The 17,214-nt window shown below is 72.0% G+C and carries 17 protein-coding genes and 1 pseudogene; 7 read left to right on the forward strand and 11 right to left on the reverse strand.

Annotation, left to right across the window (positions count from 1 at the left end; genetic code table 11):
• Positions 1-68 precede the first annotated feature (68 nt).
• The 3 genes from OV079_RS46280 (at position 69) to OV079_RS46290 (ending at position 3,466) form a co-directional block, all read left to right on the forward strand.
• Entirely contained in the window at positions 69-1,541 is a 1,473-nt protein-coding gene (locus tag OV079_RS46280; RefSeq protein ID WP_267776366.1) for a ligand-binding sensor domain-containing protein, read from the forward strand.
• Positions 1,542-1,955: 414 nt separating this feature from the next.
• The gene (locus tag OV079_RS46285) at positions 1,956-2,555 is read left to right on the forward strand and encodes a hypothetical protein (RefSeq protein WP_267776368.1); all 600 of its coding nucleotides are present in this window, start codon (positions 1,956-1,958) and stop codon (positions 2,553-2,555) included.
• Between the two features lie 407 nt (positions 2,556-2,962).
• Positions 2,963-3,466: a hypothetical protein gene (locus OV079_RS46290; protein ID WP_267776369.1), complete on the forward strand. Its 504-nt coding sequence runs from the start codon at positions 2,963-2,965 to the stop codon at positions 3,464-3,466.
• Positions 3,467-4,609: 1,143 nt separating this feature from the next.
• Here OV079_RS46290 and OV079_RS46295 read toward each other — a convergent pair.
• Together OV079_RS46295 and OV079_RS46300 are read right to left on the reverse strand one after the other, a co-directional pair.
• Entirely contained in the window at positions 4,610-4,738 is a 129-nt protein-coding gene (locus OV079_RS46295) for a hypothetical protein (RefSeq protein WP_267776370.1), read from the reverse strand.
• A 21-nt stretch (positions 4,739-4,759) separates the two neighbouring features.
• Positions 4,760-5,155, reverse strand: coding sequence for a hypothetical protein (locus tag OV079_RS46300; protein WP_267778902.1), 396 nt, complete (start codon positions 5,153-5,155; stop codon positions 4,760-4,762).
• Between OV079_RS46300 and OV079_RS46305 the strand changes: the two genes are divergently transcribed.
• Positions 5,107-6,003: a sigma-54-dependent transcriptional regulator gene (locus tag OV079_RS46305; RefSeq protein ID WP_267776371.1), complete on the forward strand. Its 897-nt coding sequence runs from the start codon at positions 5,107-5,109 to the stop codon at positions 6,001-6,003. The genes OV079_RS46300 and OV079_RS46305 overlap by 49 nt on opposite strands.
• Positions 6,004-6,262: 259 nt before the next feature.
• Here the strand turns inward: OV079_RS46305 and OV079_RS46310 are convergent, their stop codons facing one another.
• Positions 6,263-6,394, reverse strand: coding sequence for a hypothetical protein (locus tag OV079_RS46310; RefSeq protein ID WP_267776372.1), 132 nt, complete (start codon positions 6,392-6,394; stop codon positions 6,263-6,265).
• A gap of 125 nt (positions 6,395-6,519) precedes the next feature.
• On the opposite strand from OV079_RS46310, the gene OV079_RS46315 reads away from it, so the two are divergent.
• Positions 6,520-7,095: a hypothetical protein gene (locus tag OV079_RS46315; RefSeq protein WP_267776373.1), complete on the forward strand. Its 576-nt coding sequence runs from the start codon at positions 6,520-6,522 to the stop codon at positions 7,093-7,095.
• 92 nt (positions 7,096-7,187) lie between these two features.
• On the opposite strand, the gene OV079_RS46320 is transcribed toward OV079_RS46315, so the two are convergent.
• Complete coding sequence (locus tag OV079_RS46320; protein ID WP_267776374.1) at positions 7,188-7,376, reverse strand: hypothetical protein; 189 nt, start codon at positions 7,374-7,376, stop codon at positions 7,188-7,190.
• Positions 7,373-8,716: a hypothetical protein gene (locus OV079_RS46325; protein WP_267776375.1), complete on the reverse strand. Its 1,344-nt coding sequence runs from the start codon at positions 8,714-8,716 to the stop codon at positions 7,373-7,375. Before OV079_RS46325 ends, OV079_RS46320 begins: the two co-directional genes overlap by 4 nt.
• A gap of 550 nt (positions 8,717-9,266) precedes the next feature.
• Here OV079_RS46325 and OV079_RS46330 point away from each other — a divergent pair.
• Positions 9,267-10,100: a helix-turn-helix transcriptional regulator gene (locus OV079_RS46330; RefSeq protein ID WP_267776376.1), complete on the forward strand. Its 834-nt coding sequence runs from the start codon at positions 9,267-9,269 to the stop codon at positions 10,098-10,100.
• A 315-nt stretch (positions 10,101-10,415) separates the two neighbouring features.
• Here OV079_RS46330 and OV079_RS46335 read toward each other — a convergent pair whose 3' ends face one another.
• Together OV079_RS46335 and OV079_RS46340 are read right to left on the reverse strand one after the other, a co-directional pair.
• A complete protein-coding gene (locus tag OV079_RS46335; protein WP_267776377.1) occupies positions 10,416-11,330 on the reverse strand; it encodes an NAD(P)/FAD-dependent oxidoreductase in 915 nt (304 codons plus the stop codon).
• Positions 11,331-12,794: 1,464 nt separating this feature from the next.
• On the reverse strand, positions 12,795-13,313 hold the full coding sequence (locus tag OV079_RS46340) for a hypothetical protein (RefSeq protein WP_267776378.1): 519 nt from the start codon (positions 13,311-13,313) through the stop codon (positions 12,795-12,797).
• A gap of 623 nt (positions 13,314-13,936) precedes the next feature.
• On the opposite strand from OV079_RS46340, the gene OV079_RS46345 reads away from it, so the two are divergent.
• Positions 13,937-15,466, forward strand: coding sequence for a hypothetical protein (locus OV079_RS46345; protein ID WP_267776379.1), 1,530 nt, complete (start codon positions 13,937-13,939; stop codon positions 15,464-15,466).
• Positions 15,467-15,584: 118 nt separating this feature from the next.
• On the opposite strand, the gene OV079_RS46350 is transcribed toward OV079_RS46345, so the two are convergent.
• The 4 genes and pseudogenes from OV079_RS46350 to OV079_RS59730 all read right to left on the reverse strand — a co-directional run.
• On the reverse strand, positions 15,585-16,118 hold the full coding sequence (locus tag OV079_RS46350) for a hypothetical protein (RefSeq protein ID WP_267776381.1): 534 nt from the start codon (positions 16,116-16,118) through the stop codon (positions 15,585-15,587).
• Positions 16,115-16,405, reverse strand: a complete 291-nt coding sequence (locus OV079_RS46355; protein ID WP_267776383.1) for an AAA family ATPase — start codon at positions 16,403-16,405, stop codon at positions 16,115-16,117. The genes OV079_RS46350 and OV079_RS46355 overlap by 4 nt, the downstream gene beginning before the upstream one ends.
• A complete protein-coding gene (locus tag OV079_RS46360; protein ID WP_267776384.1) occupies positions 16,359-16,886 on the reverse strand; it encodes a hypothetical protein in 528 nt (175 codons plus the stop codon). Before OV079_RS46360 ends, OV079_RS46355 begins: the two co-directional genes overlap by 47 nt.
• A 194-nt stretch (positions 16,887-17,080) precedes the next feature.
• Positions 17,081-17,206: pseudogene (locus OV079_RS59730) on the reverse strand (AAA family ATPase); the annotation flags it as partial.
• Positions 17,207-17,214 lie beyond the last annotated feature (8 nt).

Consider the following 17,214-nt stretch of genomic DNA (forward strand, 5'->3'; position numbering starts at 1 on the left):
AGGGAAGTCGCAGAAATCGCCTGACGGGGCTTCTCGCGGCGGGTGCCGGCGTGGCACGCTCGCGCGCGATGCCGCAAGCCCCCCGGTCCCTCGCGCTGTTGTTCGGGTCGTTCGCGCTCGCCTGCGGGGAGACGACGAGTCCGCCGATCGTGGCCAGGTCGGAGGCGCAGGAGGCCCCGCCCGCGCCGCCGGCGGCGCCGGCGAGCCCGCCCGCCGGGGCCGAGGTGAAGGGCGAGGCGAAGGCGGACGCGAAGGCGACCGTCGCGGGCGCGCCCGAGGCCGCGCCGGTCGAGCCGATCCCGCCGCCGCTCCCGGCGGCGCCGCAGGTGCCCGGGCCGGCGTTCTTCGCCGTCGACAAGAAGGGGATCGTGCGGCTCGATCAGGGCAAGTTCACGCCGCTCCAGGACGGGCCCGACAAGCTCATCAAAAACCTCCACGTGGCCGGCGACGGGGCGCTGTGGGTGCTCGGGTTCGAGACGATCTACAAGCTGCCGAAGCTCGACGCCGACCGCTTCAAGGAGGTCGTGCGCGGCGACTTCCGGGAGACCGGCACGCTCGACGACTTCTTCGTGATCGCCGACGACGACCTGTGGGTGGCCGGCTTCGGCGGCGTGTCGCACTGGGACGGCAAGGCGTGGACGCGCGAGGAGAAGGCGGCGATCGGGGCCGGCGACGACACCATCGACGGCCTCGCGGTCGACCGTGACGGCAAGGTGTGGGTCGCGTCGTCGAACCGGATCCACGTCAAGGACAAGGGCGCGTGGAGCACCCTCGACCTGAGCGAGATCAAGGACCCGCTGTTCATGGAGGGCGTCGAGCGGGCGGCCGACGGCACGGTCTACGCGTTGGCCTCGGCGACGCTGATCCGGCTCGGGCCGGGGCCGGCCGACGCGGCGGCGGTCAAGCTCGGCGGCGGCAGCATCCCGTCGTACAGCGACCTGGCTCTCGGGTCAGATGGCACGATCGCCGCGCGCAACCTGTTCGACCTCGTGCTGTCGACGCCGACGAGCACGAAGGTGTGGCGGAAGAAGGACTACATGTCCGAGGGCGTGCGGGCGCTGGCGGTCGACGCCGGCGGTCGCGTGTGGGTGGGCGGCGAGATCGGGGTGACCATCCTCGGGCCGGGCGACGCGAAGGTCGAGTGGCGATCGGGGGCGGTGCCGAAGCTGTCGGGCGAGGTGGTCGGCGTGGCCGTCGCCGGCGCGGGCCCGGCCGAGCTGCCCGCGACCGGGCCGGTGCAGACGGGCGGGCTCAAGGGCAAGCTGCTGCGCGGCGGCCAGCCGGTGGCCGGGGTCGAGGTCGAGCTGTGCCCGAGCCCGAGCATGCTGTTCACGAAGTCGCCGTGCGCCGACAGCTCGGTCAAGTTCACCGGCAAGACCGACGACAAGGGCGAGTGGACGTTCGCCGCGGTACCGCTCGGCGCCTACGGCATCGCCCTCAAGTCCGAGGGCAAGTGGCGGATCACGATGGGCTCCGACCTCGGGGTCGACATGAGGCCCGGCGAGGTGTTCGACGTCGGCTCCGTCTCGCTCGACAAGTAGCGCGAGCGGCGAAGACGAAGCCCGCGGTGCGCGGGCGGCGGCGACGATACGCCGCGCCTCGCGGGTCGCGGCAACGATTCTGCGGAGTTAGCCGCGGCGGTCGGGCCGCCGATTGTATAGACTCGCGGGATCACCGGCACCGACGCCGATGTAGGCGATTGGCCGCACCGCGAGCGACGGGGGCTCGATTGTGGAGACCCGCACCGGCGGCCGAGCCGCCGTCCGGAGCGCGCCGCGCCGCCAAATAACGCTGTTCTTCGGCGATCTGGCGAGGTTTCGCGGCCTTCTGTGGCGCGCGCGCTTCGCCTCTCGCTTGCGCCTCTCCACACCGTTTCGTGGCGGCCGCGGAGGGTCGACGAAATATTCGGACCGTGCGTCCCGGCGGATGGCCGGCGACCGGAGGACCTGCGAGAGATGCTTCGTTTTACCCTGATGCTAGCCACTACCTTTGCGTTCGGATTGCCGTTCGCGCTGCCGGGCGCGACGGCGGCGCGGCCGCTGACGAGCCCGGCCTCCGAGGTCGGTTTTTGTTGGGGCGACGATTGCGACGACGGCGGCGGGCCGATCGAGATCGACCTCCATCTGTGCGTGGCGGCCCAGGTCGGCGAGGAGGAGCACCGCGATTGCGAGGTGCGGAAGGGGCCGGTGTGCCTGGCCGCGTGTACGTTCGACGCGGTCGGCCCGGCGTGCCTGTCGGAGGTGGGCGATCGGGCCACCCCGCGCGAGCTGGCGGCGTGCCAGACCGACAGTGTGGCCGTGTGCCGCAGCCAGTGCGAGGCCGGAGGCGCCGCGTTCTGCGAGCGCGGGCACCCGGGCCCGGGGCTCGGCCACTGCAAGAACGTCGGCAACCCCGGACATCCGGAGTACGACGAGGATTGCGAACACAAAGACAAGGACGACCACGACGACTACGACGATCATGACGATCATGACGACGACGACGACGGCGGGGGCGGCGGCGTGGTGTTCGTGGACCTTCTCGCGTGCATCGGCGTCGGCATCGAGGCCGGTTAATCGTCCCGGAGCCGCCGCGCGCGTGACGGGTCCGCGTCCTGCACGCGGATGAAGGGCCCGTCGCGGGCGGTCCCGGGGCCGGTGCGACCTGACGTTCTGGGGAGTACGGACAGGTCGGGGGTCTCGGGTCCTCCCGGGCGTGCGGCGGAGCGGGGGTAGACCCCGCGTTTCGGGGCGGATCGTCGCGGCCGCAGGGGCGCTGCGGACGGAGCCGAGCCGGGGGCGTCGGAATGACGCCCCCGGCGGCGCCGTCTTCGGCGTCCGACGCCGCGTGAATGTCGATAGTCCGTGACTCCTATGATAAATCGTGAGGCTCTCCACATAACGCGGTTGCGCCTCGGGGTCATCGACGTACGATTCGGGGCGGCGACGGAATGGACACCGGCGCCGCTCTGAAAGGACTGAACATGATGCGCAAGATGTTGATGGCCGCTCCGCTCCTCGCGTTCGCCCTCCCGTTCGCGACGCCCTCGGCGAGCGCGGCCCGGCCGCTGGCCACGCCGGCGCCCACGGCCGAGTTCTGCTGGGGCGACAGCTGCGACGACCACGACGAGTCGATCAAGCTGATGATCTGCGTCGAGGTCCAGCTCGCGGTCGACCGCGACTACGAGTGCGAGATCCAGCAGGGCCCGCAGTGCCTGGCGAATTGCACCGCCGAGGCGATGACGCCGCTGTGCCTCAACGAGCTCGGCGACCGCGTGCGCTCGGCCGAGGCGCTGGAGGCCTGTCAGGCCGAGCGCGCGGCGACCTGTCGCAGCCAGTGCGACGGCGACGGCGCGGCGTTCTGCAGCGAGGGGGCGCGCTGGGACGACGGCCACGACGACGACGACGATGACGACGACGGCGGGGGCGGCGGCGGGCCGATCTTCATCGACGTCGGCGTGTGCGTCTGGCTCGATCTGAAGGGTTGATCGCCGGTGCCCACCGTTCGGGCCGCCGCTTCGCTCGCGCCAGGGAGCGGGCCCCGCGGCGTCCGGACGGCCTTCCAGGACCCCGGGGCGCTCCGCGCTCCGGGTCGTTCGCGCGTCGAGAGAGGGGAGTCGAGGATGTCGAAACGAACATGTTCGAAGAGACATAGGGTGGCGCGACGGGCCGATGTCCGCCGCGCGGAGCTGCGCGGCGCGACCGGGCGCCCGCGGCGGGCGCGGGCGCGGGACGAGGGCGGCGAGGGCGGCGAGCCCGGCGGGGCGAAGGCGAGGGCCGGCGACCCGCCGGCCCGGCGCGGGGCCTGGCGGAGCAGACATGTCCCGAGTGACATGCTCGATCCGCGCCGCCCGGCGCGCGGCGTCTTGTGGGATGTCCCGAAAGACAGACAGCGCAGCGAGCGGGCCGAGGGTGCATGTCTCGAGGGACAGGTTGCTCCCGCGGACGAGCGCCCCGGGGGCTGCGGGCGCGGACGCGTCCGGGGGCGTGCGAGCGCGTCTGCCGGCGGGCGGGGCTGAATGCGGTGGCGGGCGCGGGGCCCCGGGCATCTCGTGAGCCCGATCGATCGGGGCCCGGGGCTCGACAACGGGAGGGTCGGCGACGCCGGCCGCGTGCGGGTGCAGGACCTCGGGCCGGCGCGGGCGATCGACGCGCCGGCGTCGCCCGCCCTCGTCGCAGTCGACGAGCCGCGCGGCGAAATTGAGGACCCTGCGGTCGGCCGTGGAGCGGCGCGCTGGCCCGTCGATCCGTCCCGCGCGACCCTTCGGTCAGGCGAGCGCTCGAGACCCATGCCCGAGCGGGTGCGCGAGCGATCGTGCGGTCGGCGAGTGACGGCGCGAGACCCCGTGTGACTGCAGTCGCTGCCGCGGCGACGAGGTCGGGCGGCGGCGGCGGCGGCGGATCGGGCTGCAGCGGGCCGATGGCGCGGGGCAGAGGTCGGCGAGCAGGTGTCCGCGGGGAACGTCGGGGCGGCGGCGAACGGGCCCGCAGCCCCAGGGGGCGTGATCGCGCATTTCGCGGAAGGACGCTTCCCGCTGGCATCGCGCGGGCGAACTGCATAACTTCGGCCGACGCATGCAGGGTCGACGAGAACCGCACGAGTCGACGCTGTCGGAGACGGCGGAGACCAACTACGACCGCGACTTCACGGCGCCGCAGCGGTTCGCGCCGGCGCTGGTGGTGTTGTGGTCGCACGACGAGCCGGAGCGGGTCGGCGAGGTGGTGGTGTTGCCGCCGACGGCGCGCGGGATGAGCTTCACGCTCGGGCGGGCGGTCGAGAGCTACGAGGATGGTTCGCTGCCGCTGACGCTGCGGCGGCTGCGTCCGTTCGCGAGCGAGGACCGCGGGCCGTTCCAGTCGGCCCGCGTGTCGCGCTGGCAGATCCGGATCACCGTCGAGCAGGGCGACGAGCTGGCGATCGAGGGCATCGGCAAGGGCGAGCTGCGGATCAACGACCAGGCGACCCGCGGGGCCACGGTCGGGCCCGGCGACACGATCGAGGCGGTCGGGCGGTTCGTGCTGCAAGCGACGCGGCGGCCGCTCGACTGGCCGCGGACGGGCGGCTGGCCCGACCCATTCCGTTCGGCGCGGCCGATCGGTTCGGGCTGGTCGGCGAGTCGCCGGCGGCGTGGCTGCTGCGGCAGCAGATCCTGTTCCTGGCCCAGCGCGACGGGCACGTGCTGGTCGAGGGCCGAGCGGGGCCGGCAAGGAGCTGGTGGTGCGGGCGATCCACGGCGCCTCGAACCGCGGGGCGCGGCCGCTGATCGCCCGCAACGCGGCGACGATCCCCGAGCCGCTGATCGACGCCGAGCTGTTCGGCAACCTCAAGGACTATCCGAGCGCCGGGACGCCCGATCGCAGCGGGCTGTTCGGCGACGCCGACCGCTCGTCGCTGTTCCTCGACGAGATCGGCGAGCTGTCGGAGACGCTGCAGGCGAGCCTGCTGCGGGTGATGGACAGCGGCGAGTACCAGCGCCTCGGCGACTCGTCGATGCGCGCGACGGACGTGCGGATCCTGGCCGCCACCAACCGCCAGCCCGGCGAGCTCAAGCACGACTTCCTGGCCCGCTTCCTCCACCGCGTGCGCGTGCCCGGCTTCGGCGAGCGGCCGGAGGACGTGGTGCTGGTGGCGCGGCACCTGCTGCGCAGCTTCGCGGCGAGCGACCCGACGCTGGCGGAGCGCTTCTTCGTCAAGGGCGAGCCGGCGCTGAGCGCCCGCCTGGTGGTGGCCCTGGCGCACCACCGCTTCACCGCCCACACCCGCGAGCTCACCGAGCTGCTGTGGCGAGCGGTGGCGACCAGCTCGGGCCCGCTGATCGACCTGCCCGCCGACTTCGTGGCTCGCCCGGCGCCGGCGCTGACGCCCATCAGCAGCGACTCGACGGACCCGCGCGAGCTGTCGCGCGAGCAGATCGTCGCGGCCCTGGCCCGCGTCGGCGGGGTGCGCGACCGGGCCTGGCGCGAGCTCGGGCTGCGCAGCCGCGACCAGCTCAAGCGGCTGCTGAAGAAGCACGACATCACCTGAGGGGGCGGCTGCCCGGCGGGGCAGACGAGGCTGTCTGAAAGGACATGTCGGCTCGGCGCGAGGAGCACGACATCACCGGATGAGCCGAGCTGTCCGGAGGGACAGATGAGCCTGCCCGCAAGGACATGCTCGGCCCGGCGCGAGCACGGCGCGCGGCGGGCCGGGCGACATGTCCGAAGAGGCAGGTCACCGAGCGGGGGTGTCCGAGAGGACATGAGGGCGGCGCGGCCGCGGCGGGTGCGCGGCGGGAGCCGGGGTGTCATGTCCGAAAAGACATGTCCTTGCCGGAGCCGGCGGCGCGGCCGCTGAGGGCGCGCTGCGCCGCGGGGTCGGGCGGGCGGCGGCTGACCTCGTCGGCTCCGATGGCCGCGAGGACATGGTTTTGGGGCATGTCGCTCGCTCGCCCGCTGCGGGGGCGCGCCGCGAGTAAATCGTACCGGCGGCGGGGCCGGCTCGCGCAAGCGCTGCGGTGGTCGGGCGCGGGCTCGGGCCTACGCTTGGGCGCCAGGAGGTCGTATGTCGAACGTCTTCGGCGGGCTCATGGGATGGACTGTGGTGGCGCTTTTGCTCGCGGGCGGGTGCGCCCCGCCGGAGTCGTCGCCGGGCCCGTCGGGCGAGCCGGGCGGGATGGTCAACTTCGTCGTCGCCGGTCGACCGATCGAGACCGACGACGGGCTGTACGTGCTCGAGTTCTCGCCGTTCCCGAACAGCAACTTCGCCTGGCCCTCGGCCCCCGGGCGCACGCGGATCTCCCTCGAAGTCCGCACCGGGTCCGGCTTCGTGGTCGACGACCAGGACGCCGCCGTCGACGAGACCGCCGAGGCGGGGATGCCGACGCTCCCGCTGATGTTGACGTTCGACGCCGCGGTCCCGCCGGCCACCGCGATCGGCAAGACGTTCTACCCCGACGCCTGGCCGACCAACTCCGACGGGACGCAGTGGACGCTCAACATCGACTTCTCCGCGCCGGGCGACTGGGTCCTGCCGATCACCGTGGCCGACAGCGCCGGGCACGTCGACCACGTGCGCGTCACGTTCCGGGTGATCTCGCCCGGCGGTGGCCGCCCGGCCCGGGTGCCCGGGGCCGGCTGAGCGGGCGCTCCGGGCCGGCATGAAGGGACATGTCCGGCCCAGAAGCGGCTGACCCGGAGGACATGTCCTTGGGCGCAGGTTTTTTGCCGCGCTCAGAAGTTGGCGTTGTCGGCGGTGACGAGGGCGTTGATCTTGTCGCGGGCGGTGTCGCCGGCGGTCTTGCCGAGCGACACGGTCTCCTCGTAGTTGTCGTTCTTGCCGGTCTGCCACTCGTCGCTGGGGATGAAGTAGCCGAGGGCGTCGCCGGTGTTGCCGAGGATCATCTTGTGGGGGGCCTTCATGGTCTCCTTGATCGCCAGGCCGTTGCGGGTGAGCGACTCGCCGGGGAAGGCCACGCCCTGGACCTGGGTGCCGAGGCGGAAGTAGGTGCTCTGGGTGGTGACGACCTGCGACAGGCCCATCGACTCGAAGTCGAACTGGAGGATCCGAGCTGGGCGGCGATCTGGAACAGCAGGTTGTCGACGCCCTGCTCCCACTCGGTGTGCGACCACACCAGCGAGCCCTCGACCGGCTCGGCGGTCTCGACGGCGGCGATGGCGATATCGGCGAGCAGCTCGCCGTAGGCCTGGGCGCGGGCGAAGTCGTCGGGGTACTGGCCGTCGGGGACCTTCGGCGTGGCGTCGCCGAGGGCGCCGTTGAACAGGCTGGCGGGCGCGCCGAGGGCCGCCTCGATCTTCTGGACCGAGTAGCCGACGTAGTCGCACGAGATCTCCTTGTTGTCCTCGCCGAGGATGACCGGGTGGGCGGCGAAGTTGACGAGCGTGCCGATCCGGTTGCCCTCGAGGTCCTTGGCGTCGAGGATCGTCATGTCGTCGTCGGTGAAGCCCCAGCCGCGGCGGTTGTTGTTCGGCGCCTTGATCGTGGCGACCGCCAGCGTGGCCGGCACGCGGGCGTCCCACGCGGCCGCCATGCTGTGGGCGATCTCGTCGTTGATGAAGTCGCGGTAGTCGCCGGGCACGCCGCCCCACAGGCCCATGAGGTCGGGGGCCGAGTGGCTGTGGGTGGTGCCGACCAGGATCTGGGCCTCGTCGAGGCCGGTGAGCTCGGCGACCTTCTGCCGCACGGCGCGGGTGTTCTGGTTGCCCATGCCCGGGAGGTCGACGATCGCCATGATGACGCCGCCGCCGTCACCCTCGATGGCGAAGCTGCGGGCGAAGACCGCGTCATGCACGCCCTGGGCCGGGCCGCGCGTGAACGGGGCCCCGTAGGCGCCCATGTAGACGTTCTGGTCGAGGTGAGCGTCGCTCGGCGAGACGTCGGCCGTGTGGACGCCGATGAGGAAGCCGTCGACCGGGCCTTCGGTGGTGGTGTCGGTGTCGCTCGTGGTGGTGGTCGCGGTGGTGTCGGGCCCGTCGGTGGTGCTGGTGGTCGTCGAGGTGACGGGGCTCGAGGTCGAGGTGGTGTCGGTGTCGCCGGTGGTGGTGGTGGCGGAGGTGGTCGAGGTCGGGGTGGTCGGGTCGACGCCGGTGCTGGTCGGGCCCGGGGTGTCGGTGGTGCCGGTCGAGGCGCCGGGGCCGGTCGTGGTCGAATCGTCGGTGCCGCCGGTGCTGCCGCCCGGGTCGCTGCCGCCGCAGGCGAGGGAGAAGAAGAGCGGGACGAACAGCAGACGCGGTGTCGACATAGGAGTGGACGGTGACCATAGCGGAAGGCCGCGGGCGCTCGCCAGGGGGCGAGGCTCACGGGCGCGAGGGCAGCGGACGTGCGGACACGCGGGGCCGATCGATCACGCACCGCGAGCGCGGCGGCGAGGCGCGGGGCGGGCCGTGCAGCGGCTCACATGCGCGTACGAGACGGGGCCGGAGATGCGCTCGGGGGGCGTCGGCGGAGCTTTCGGCGGGGACATGCTTCCAGGGCCCGAGAGCCTGTCGTCGGCCAGCGCGAAGCCGACCGGGTGACTTGGGGGTGGGACGAGAGCCGGAGGTGGTCCGCGGGTGAGTGGGTCGAGGATTGAATCACTCGCCGCGAGCGGCCTGGGTTTGGTGAGGCGATTTCGCCGGGACTTGCGAACGCTCCTTCGCTCGCGTGGGGTCGCTCGCGTACGGTCGCTGGAGCCCGGGTCGTCGGACCGGCGAGTCGGAGGCGTCGTCGGCGCGGAGGCGGGCGGCTGCGACGGAATGGCGCGGACCTGCAATCGGATTGCAAAAGCTTCCCGGTTGCATTACGCCTGAAGCATGCGCATCGACGATCGCCGGCCCGACGACCGCCCCGTGTTCGTGCGGCACCATCACGTCGGCCGGTGCGCGGGGCCGCAGGTGCCGGTGGTGCACGGGTTTTCGGCGGTGGTGTTCTACGTCGACGGCCGCGCCGAGGTCGAGCAGCGCGGGCGAGTGCGGGTCGCGGCGGGGGACGTGCAGATCGTGCCGGCCGGCGAGGCGCACCGGACGATCTGCGGCGGCGGGGCCGAGGCGTGGGGGGTCGGCTTCGATCCGGTCTATTTGGCCGCCTCGGAGCACGCGGGGTTGCTCGATCCGTTCGAGCGCGTGCGGGCCGGCGCCGCTGCGGTGCTGCCGATCCCCGCGGAGCGGCAGGAGCATCTGCGGCGGGTGATCGCCGAGCTGCGCGAGGAGTCGGCCCAGGCGCCGACGGCCCTGCAGGCGCAGGTGCAGCGCAGCCTGCTGACGCTGGTGCTGGCGGAGGTGGTGCGCGCGACGCCGGTCGGCGGCGAGTCGACGCAGGCGCCGCTGGTGGCGCAGGCGCTGCGGTACATCGAGCGCCGCTGTCTGGCGCCGATCTCGCTGCGCGACGTGGCGGCGGCGCTGGACCGCTCGCCGGCCTACGTGACGACGGCGCTGCGCGTGGCCACCGGGCGCACCGCCCAGCAGTGGATCGCGGTCGGTCGACTGGCGGAGGCGCGGCGTCGCCTGTTGACCAGCGACGAGACGGTCGAGGCGATCGCGGGGCGGGTCGGCGGCCTCGATCCGACGCACTTCATCCGCATGTTTCGCCGCGAGCACGGCTGCACGCCGGCAGCCTGGCGCGCGGAGCATCGCCGCCCGCGGGCGTGAAGTGGGGATGCGGGTGATTATCGCGCGAGCGTCGCGGATGCGGCATCCCTCGCGGCGGCGCGAGCATCCTCCGTTGCGGTTCGCGTCACTCGTATCACTGCGGATGCCGCATCCCTCGCGGCGCTCGCGTCACTCGAAGCGATGCGGATGCGGCATCCCTCGCGGCGGCGCGAGCATCACTCGCGGTGGCGGCTCGCGTCACTCGAAGCGATCCGGATGCGGCATCCCTCGCGGCGGGCGCGAGCATCACTCGCGGTGGCGGCTCGCGTCACTCGAAGCGATGCGGATGCGGCAGCGCCAGCATCGTCCATGCGCTCATGCGTCGAGCTGGCCGGCCAGCGCCAGCTCGATCGTGAGGGCGTGGTTGATCATCGCGCCCGCCTGGTAGCCGGCGGCCGCGGAGAACACGGCGCCTTGCAGGCCGGTGGTGAGATCGCCGGCCGCGTACACGCCCGGGTGCGAGGTCTGTTTGTGCATGTCGACCTGGACGAAGCCGTGCTCGTCGAGCGCGAGGCCCAGGGCGGTGACGAGCCCGACCTGGTGCTGCCTGGGGCGCACGAAGAGGCCCTCGATGGCGACCCGGGCGCCGTCGGCGAGCTCGACCGCGGTCAACGCGTCGTCGCCGACGAGTCGGGCGAGCTTGCGCGTCTCGATCGCCACGCCGGCGCGGGCCAGGCGGGCGCGCGTGTCGTCGGGGACGGCGAAGGCGTCGTCGGTGAACACCACCAGCTCGCGGGTCCAGCCGCGCAGGAGCAGCGACCACTCGAGCATCTCCGGGCTCGGGCTCAGGTAGCCGAGCGGCCGCTCGCGCAACTCCCAGCCGTGGCAATAGGGGCAGAGGTGGACGCTCTTGCCCCACAGGGCGGCGATGCCCGGCAGCGGCGGCAGCTCGTCGACGAGGCCGGTGCACAGCAGGACGCGCCGCGCGGTCACGCGGCTGCCGTCGCCGAGAGTGAGGGCGAACGAGTCGGGGCCGCGCGCGGCGATGTCCTGGACCCGGGTGTCGCGCACGGCGACGCTCGGGTAGGCGGTCAGCTCGGCGCGGGCGATGCGGCGGAACTCGGCGGGCGGGGTGCCGTCGCGGGTGACGAAGCCCTGGATGTGGGCGGCCGCGGCGTTGCGCGGCTCGCCGGCGTCGCACAGGAGGGTGCGCTTGCGGGCGCGCCCGAGGGCGAGCGCGGCGCTCAGGCCGGCCGGTCCGCCGCCGACGATGACGATGTCGAGATCCATCGAAATTCTTTCCTGCGGAGCGGCAGGCGAGGGTCGGGGCGTGCACGCGGCCAGGCCGGTCAGGCCGGCCCATCCGAGCACCGCGCGCCGGGTTAAGCCTCGACGAAAATTCCGCCGCGTCCGCATGCCGTGAATGTCGGCCCCGCCGCGGGACGGCGCCAGAGCGCGGGTTTCTCTGCGATCGGTCGATCTTTCGCCGCGTCACCTGTCGGCGCGGCGCCAGATCTCCACCTTGCCGAAGCGGAGGCCGTGGTCGCGGACGTAGCGATCGGCGAGGAAGCGGCGCAGGGCCGGGAATTCGTGCTTGGGGGCCGTACCGCCGATGACGACGAAGGCCGGGGGCGGCGGCCAGGTCGCTCAGGAGTTGCTGCGCGGCGCGGCCGTCGGTCAGCACCTTGGCCGGTCCGGCGGGGCTGCGCCAGGTGTCGTCGGGCGTGGTCGTCAGCAGGCCGAGGGTTTTGTAGATTCGGCTGGCCGAGAGGCGGCCGCTGTAGGCGTGGACGCCCCACAGGTGCCAGCCCCACACCCAGATCGCGTCGTCGGGGCCGGTGCGCTCGCCGAGCCAGCGGCCGATCGCGCGGGCGCCCTCGTCGTGGGGGCGAGCGCGATCGTCTCGCGTCAGGCGCAGGGCCCAGGCTGCCCGCATCGTCAGCGCCAGGACCAGGGGGGCGACGATCAGGCGCGGCCAGCCGCGGCGCCACAGGGCCGGCGCGCTCGCCCCCCACGGGGCCGCGGCGAGCAGGCACAGCGGCGGCAGCACGCCGAGCCAGTAGCCCTTGTAGAAGCGCAGGCCGGTGGCGGCCGCGAGCATGGCGGCCGCGGTCCAGGCGAGCAGGAAGCGCATGGCCCCGGGGACATGTCGGCTGTCTTTTGGGGCATGTTTTTCTGACGGGCCGGGAGCCGGGGCGGCGTCGAGGGAAAGGGATGATATGTCCTTCTGGACATGTCCTAGGGGGCTTGAAACCGGCAGGGAGGAAACATCGGCGGCGGCCTGTGACATGTCCTTTGGGGCATGACCGTCGGCGGGGGGCGGTGACGTGTCCTTCGGGTCATGTCCTCGGGGAGCCGGGGCGGACGCGTCGGCGGGGGCCTGGGACATGTCCTTCGGGGCATGTCCTCGAGGACGGGCCGCCACCGCGAAGGCGGCCAGCGCCAGCGGCAGGGCCAGGAAGTGGACGGCCGCCGCGGCGAACTCCCAGGCCGCGCGCGCCGGGCCGGTGCCGGCGGCGTTGTGGGCGATGTACTCGAAGCCCCACGGGTTCCACACGTAGCCGCCGAGCAGCGCGCCGAGCTGGCCGCGGGCGAGGTAGTGCAGGGCGACAGGGACGTGCGCGAGCAGGAAGCCGGCGAGCACGGCGAGGCCGGCGCGGAGGTCGCGGCGCCCGGGCGGACACACCGCCCAGAACAGGACCGGCAGCAGGACCACGCCCGAGGGCTGCTTGCACAGCGCGGCCAGGCCGCACATCACCCCGCCGAAGAGCCATGTCCGAAAGGACCTGCTCGAAGGGCATGGTCTTCGCGCCATGTCGCCGCCCGCGCCGCGCACAGCCCGGCGGCCACCGCCGGCAGCTGGGCCCAGGTGACGTAGTTGGCGTCCATGCTGTCGAGGTGGGCGTCGTGCAGGGCGTACAGCGCGGCGGCGACGACGGCCGCGCGCGCCCCCCACAGCCGCCAGGCGAGCGCGGCGAGCACCAGCAGCGAGGCGACCGCGACCAGGTTGGCGGCGATCTGGAACGCGGCGATGTCCCGCGCCTCGGGGCCGGCGAGGAAGGTGGCGAGGTAGAAGGTGCCCGGGGCCTTGAGCTCGATCGCGTCGACGTAAGGCAGGCCGCCGGCGCGCAGCAGCATGGCCTCGTAGAGGATCCCGCCGACGTCGTGCGAGGCGAATCCGCCCTCGGTGAAGCCGGGCAGGCGGATCAGGCAGGAGATGCCGGCGATCGCGGCGATCGCCAGCGCGGCCCCGATGTGGCGGCGGGCGAGCACGGGCGCCGATGATGCCCGAGTCGCGGGGCCGGCGGCCCTCCGCAGGCCGGCAGGTGATCGCGCGGAAACGCTCGTGGAGCGGGCAGCTGCGCCGCAGGCACGGGGCCGGGTGAGGTGGCCGCGCCCGCGAGCAGGAACGGCGACCGAGACAGGGCCGAGGCCTGCGCGCAGGAACGGCGACCGCGAAAGGGCCGAGGTCGGCCGCGCTCGCGCGCAGGAACGGCGACCGCGACAGGGCCGAGGTCGGCCACGCCCGCGAGCAGGAACGGCGACCGCGACAGGGCCGAGGTCGGCCGCGCTCGCGGCGGACTGCGATCCAGGCAGGTCGGAGCGATGGCGGCCGGGAGGTCGCGCGTCCGCGAGAGGGTTGTACGCCTGCGCCGATCTGCTGCAATGAGGCGCATGCCCTCTCCCTGAGCTTATTTGAAAAAGGCGGCGGCGCGCTCGGCCTCGCGGTCGTCCTCGCAGGTTGTCCGCCGCCGGTCGCCAACACGCCGAGCACCGCGAGCGACAGCAGCAGCGGCACCACCACCGGCGAGGCGCCGACCAGCACCGGCGAGACGCCGACCAGCACGAGCGAGACGCCGACGCCGACGACCGGCGACGAGGAGGAATTCGACGGGGTGATCGCCCCGGCGACGCGGACGTATCGCCCGCTCGGCGGGCCGGAGATCGCGGCGGCGCGCGACCCTCTGCTCGACTACGTGGAGCTGGCGATCGTCGCGGTGGGTCAGACGTACGCGGGGGTCTACGCCGAGGCCGCGGCGCGGCTCGAGTTCGCGGGGGTGCCGGAGGCGGTGTATCAGCTGCGCACGCGGCTGCCGGCGCAGGCCGAGCTGCCGGGGCTGCCGGGGCCGCAGCAGGTGACGGTCAGCCCGGCGCGCGTGCTCGACATCTACGCGCGGACCTTCGCCGGACGGCCCGACGTCGCGTCCACCGACGACGGCGCCACGGCGGTGACGGTGTCGGCCAGCGACATGCTGCCGCTCGGACCGGAGGACCAGTTCGAGCTGTATTCGTACAACACCGACACGCAGCTGCTGGTGTTCCCCAACTTCAACCCCTCGGACATGTCGGGCTCGCCGCAGCCCGACGCGACGGAGATCGGGGCATGGACGATCGCGTGGCGGCCGGACACGGGGCGGGTCGGCTGGCCGCTGATCGATCCCGGCAAGGGCGACGACCTGTGGCTCGGCCACCTGGTCGCGGGGCCGCTGGTGCCCGAGCCGATGGGTGCGGAGCTGCAAGACCCGTGGTCGTTCGCGCAGCGCTACGTGCTGGGCGAGGCGGCCCAGCTGTCGCTGTCGCCGATGACGGCCGGCGCGGCGACTGCGGTGACCGGCGCGTTCGAGACGGTCGCCAGCGAGGTCGTCAGCCTCGACGTGCGCGCCGGCGAGTTCATGGCGGAGCTGCAGATCTACGACGCCGACCTCAAGTCGGTCGGCTGCTTCGTCGCGGCGGTGCTCGAGCCCGGCACGGATCACCCGATCGTCGGCATGACGCCCAACCTCGGCGGGATCAACGTGTACGGCCTCGACGCGCCGGTCGACCCGGAGTGCATGGGCGATCAATGCGACACGATGTTCGTCACGCCGGGCGACCGCGTGGTCGAGCTCGAGGTCGGCAACCCGTACCCCGGCGACGGGACGCCGACGTTGATCGTGCAGTGCTCGCGCTACGTGTTCGTCGCCGATCCGGGCGGCGGCAGCGTGCTCGACTACCTGGCGGCCGACCTGAGCGTGCAGGGGCGCCTGGCAGACCTGGCGGCGGGGCCCATCGTGCCGAAGCTGGGGCTGGTGCGCGACCTCGCGGTCAACGGGGTCGAGGTCCCGCCCGACGAGTCGCTGGAGGGGGTCGGGGTCAATCCGACGATCAGCTTCACCGCGCCGAAGTTCGGCGCGCCCGATGTCTACACGATCACGATCCGCACGCTCGACGATGTCGACGGGATCGACGGCCCGGTCCAGCGCCGCTCGCTCGGCAGCATCCGCACCGAATTCACGGAGGTGACGATCCCCGACGGCTTCCTCGAGCCCGGCGGCCATTATTACGTTCAGGTCACCGCGGAGCGCGGCCGCGGCCTCACCGAGGCCCACGCCGATTCACACGACATCTGGGTGTCGCGGGCGATGACGGGCGTGCTGACGCCGTGACGACAAAAGAGAGGCTCCAGCCTGTTCAGGCGGGAGTGCTTGGCGTCGGCGATCGTATGGGGTTCACCGAGGGCGCGACAAGGGCCGTCAACCGGAATCCACGGCGGGTGGCCTACCTCTACATCACGCGCTTCAGCTCAAGCCTCGCATCGCGTATCGAAGGTAGCTCTTCCTTCGTCGCTCGAGGCCATGCTCGCGCGAGCTCACGGGCTGCGGCGCCGAGGTTCGCTTCCAGCCGTCGCCAGTCGGTGTCGCCTTTGAAATCCTGCTCCTCGCTGACAGGCCGGCGTTCGGGGCAACAGAAGTGGACATACCAGTTTTCAGCCTCGAGCCTGGGCACGACGTATGCGATGCGTTCGCCATCTTGTCGTCCGGATAGCCCTGCCGCCTCGAGGAGCTGATCGAACCGTCGCTTGCGGCCTTCGACACCGAAGCGGTCGGCGTCGATCACCACCAACAAAGCTCGATCCTTCTGAAAGTTCTTGCTTCGTAGATATTGAACTTCTTCGCGAACGGCCTTCTCGACGCCATTACAGTCGACGCAGCGGCGATAGCGGACTCTCGGTGGCGTCAAACCGTAGACGCGTCGAAGGAGCTGGCGCAGCATCGACTCGTGGGCATCATCCTCGAAGAGAACCGCCAGCTCACTCATGAATTCCCTCGCGCGAGCGTCTCTCCGAGGGTGAGACCGACCGGTTTGGGAACGGTTTCGGCTCGCACGTGTCCCCCTTGCGGGCGAGTGAGTCGAACGGCGTCCTCGTGGCCGATGAAGTCGATGATCTCGCGCGAATGCGAGATCAGAATCCCCTGCGACTCATGCTCGTCGAGCGCGTCACAGAAGGCGACCAGCCAGGGCTGGATCTCGGGGAGGGCCACGAAGTTGTCGGGTTCGTCAAAGCACAGCAGGCTCGCCTCCCCTTGGGCGGCGTGGAGGACCACGTAAAGGATGATGAGCGCCCGCTGTCCGTCCGAGAGGTGATCGAAGTCGATCGTGTAGGGGGTCTCCGCCAGGAAAAAGGAACTCGGCCTGTAGCAGCTTGGCGCGGCCGAACGTCGGCTTCTTCAAGTGGCGGAAGCCGGGGATGATCGTCCGCAACTGGGACAGCGCGGCGTCGACTGCGGCCGGCTCCTCGTCGGCGATGAACCGGTACCACGACGAAGAATTGGAAGCGTCCAGCTCCAAGAAGGGAGAGTCTCGGCGCGTCGTGGCATCGATCCCCTTCGGGTCGAGCCGCAAGATCAGGATCGCCTCCAGGAACGACTTGAACCAGGTCGCCAGACGGTTGATCTTCTTCGGCTCGAGCGCGGCCAGGAAAGAACGCCTAGGGTTGAATGCAAAGGAAGAGCCCGGCTTGCCGTCGTCGGTGAAGAGCTGAACCTCGGCATTGACGTAGCGGTAGAGTGGCTTGCCCTCGAACACGAGGGACTCGCTGGCGATCCGGACTTCTTCTTCGTCCGGATCGTGTTCGACCGCGAGCTCGTACGTAAACTTGCCGCCCTGACCCTCGATCTCGAGGACGAAGCGCTGGATGTTCGAGCCGGCGAAGAGGGCGAGGGTGTCGGGGGAAATGCCTCCGAGACCTCAGTCTCAGTGATCAGCAAGCTCTGCAGTGCGTCGAGGGCGTCGAACAAAGAAGACTTACCTGAACCGTTGTCTCCCAGAAGCAGCGTGCGTCGGCCCAATCGCAGCTCGAAGTTCACGAAGCAGCGGTAATTGTCGATGTAGAGGCGCCGGAGCATGGCTCGAG

Origin of the sequence: Nannocystis pusilla (assembly GCF_026626665.1) — a bacterium.
Lineage (GTDB): Bacteria > Myxococcota_A > Polyangia > Nannocystales > Nannocystaceae > Nannocystis > Nannocystis pusilla.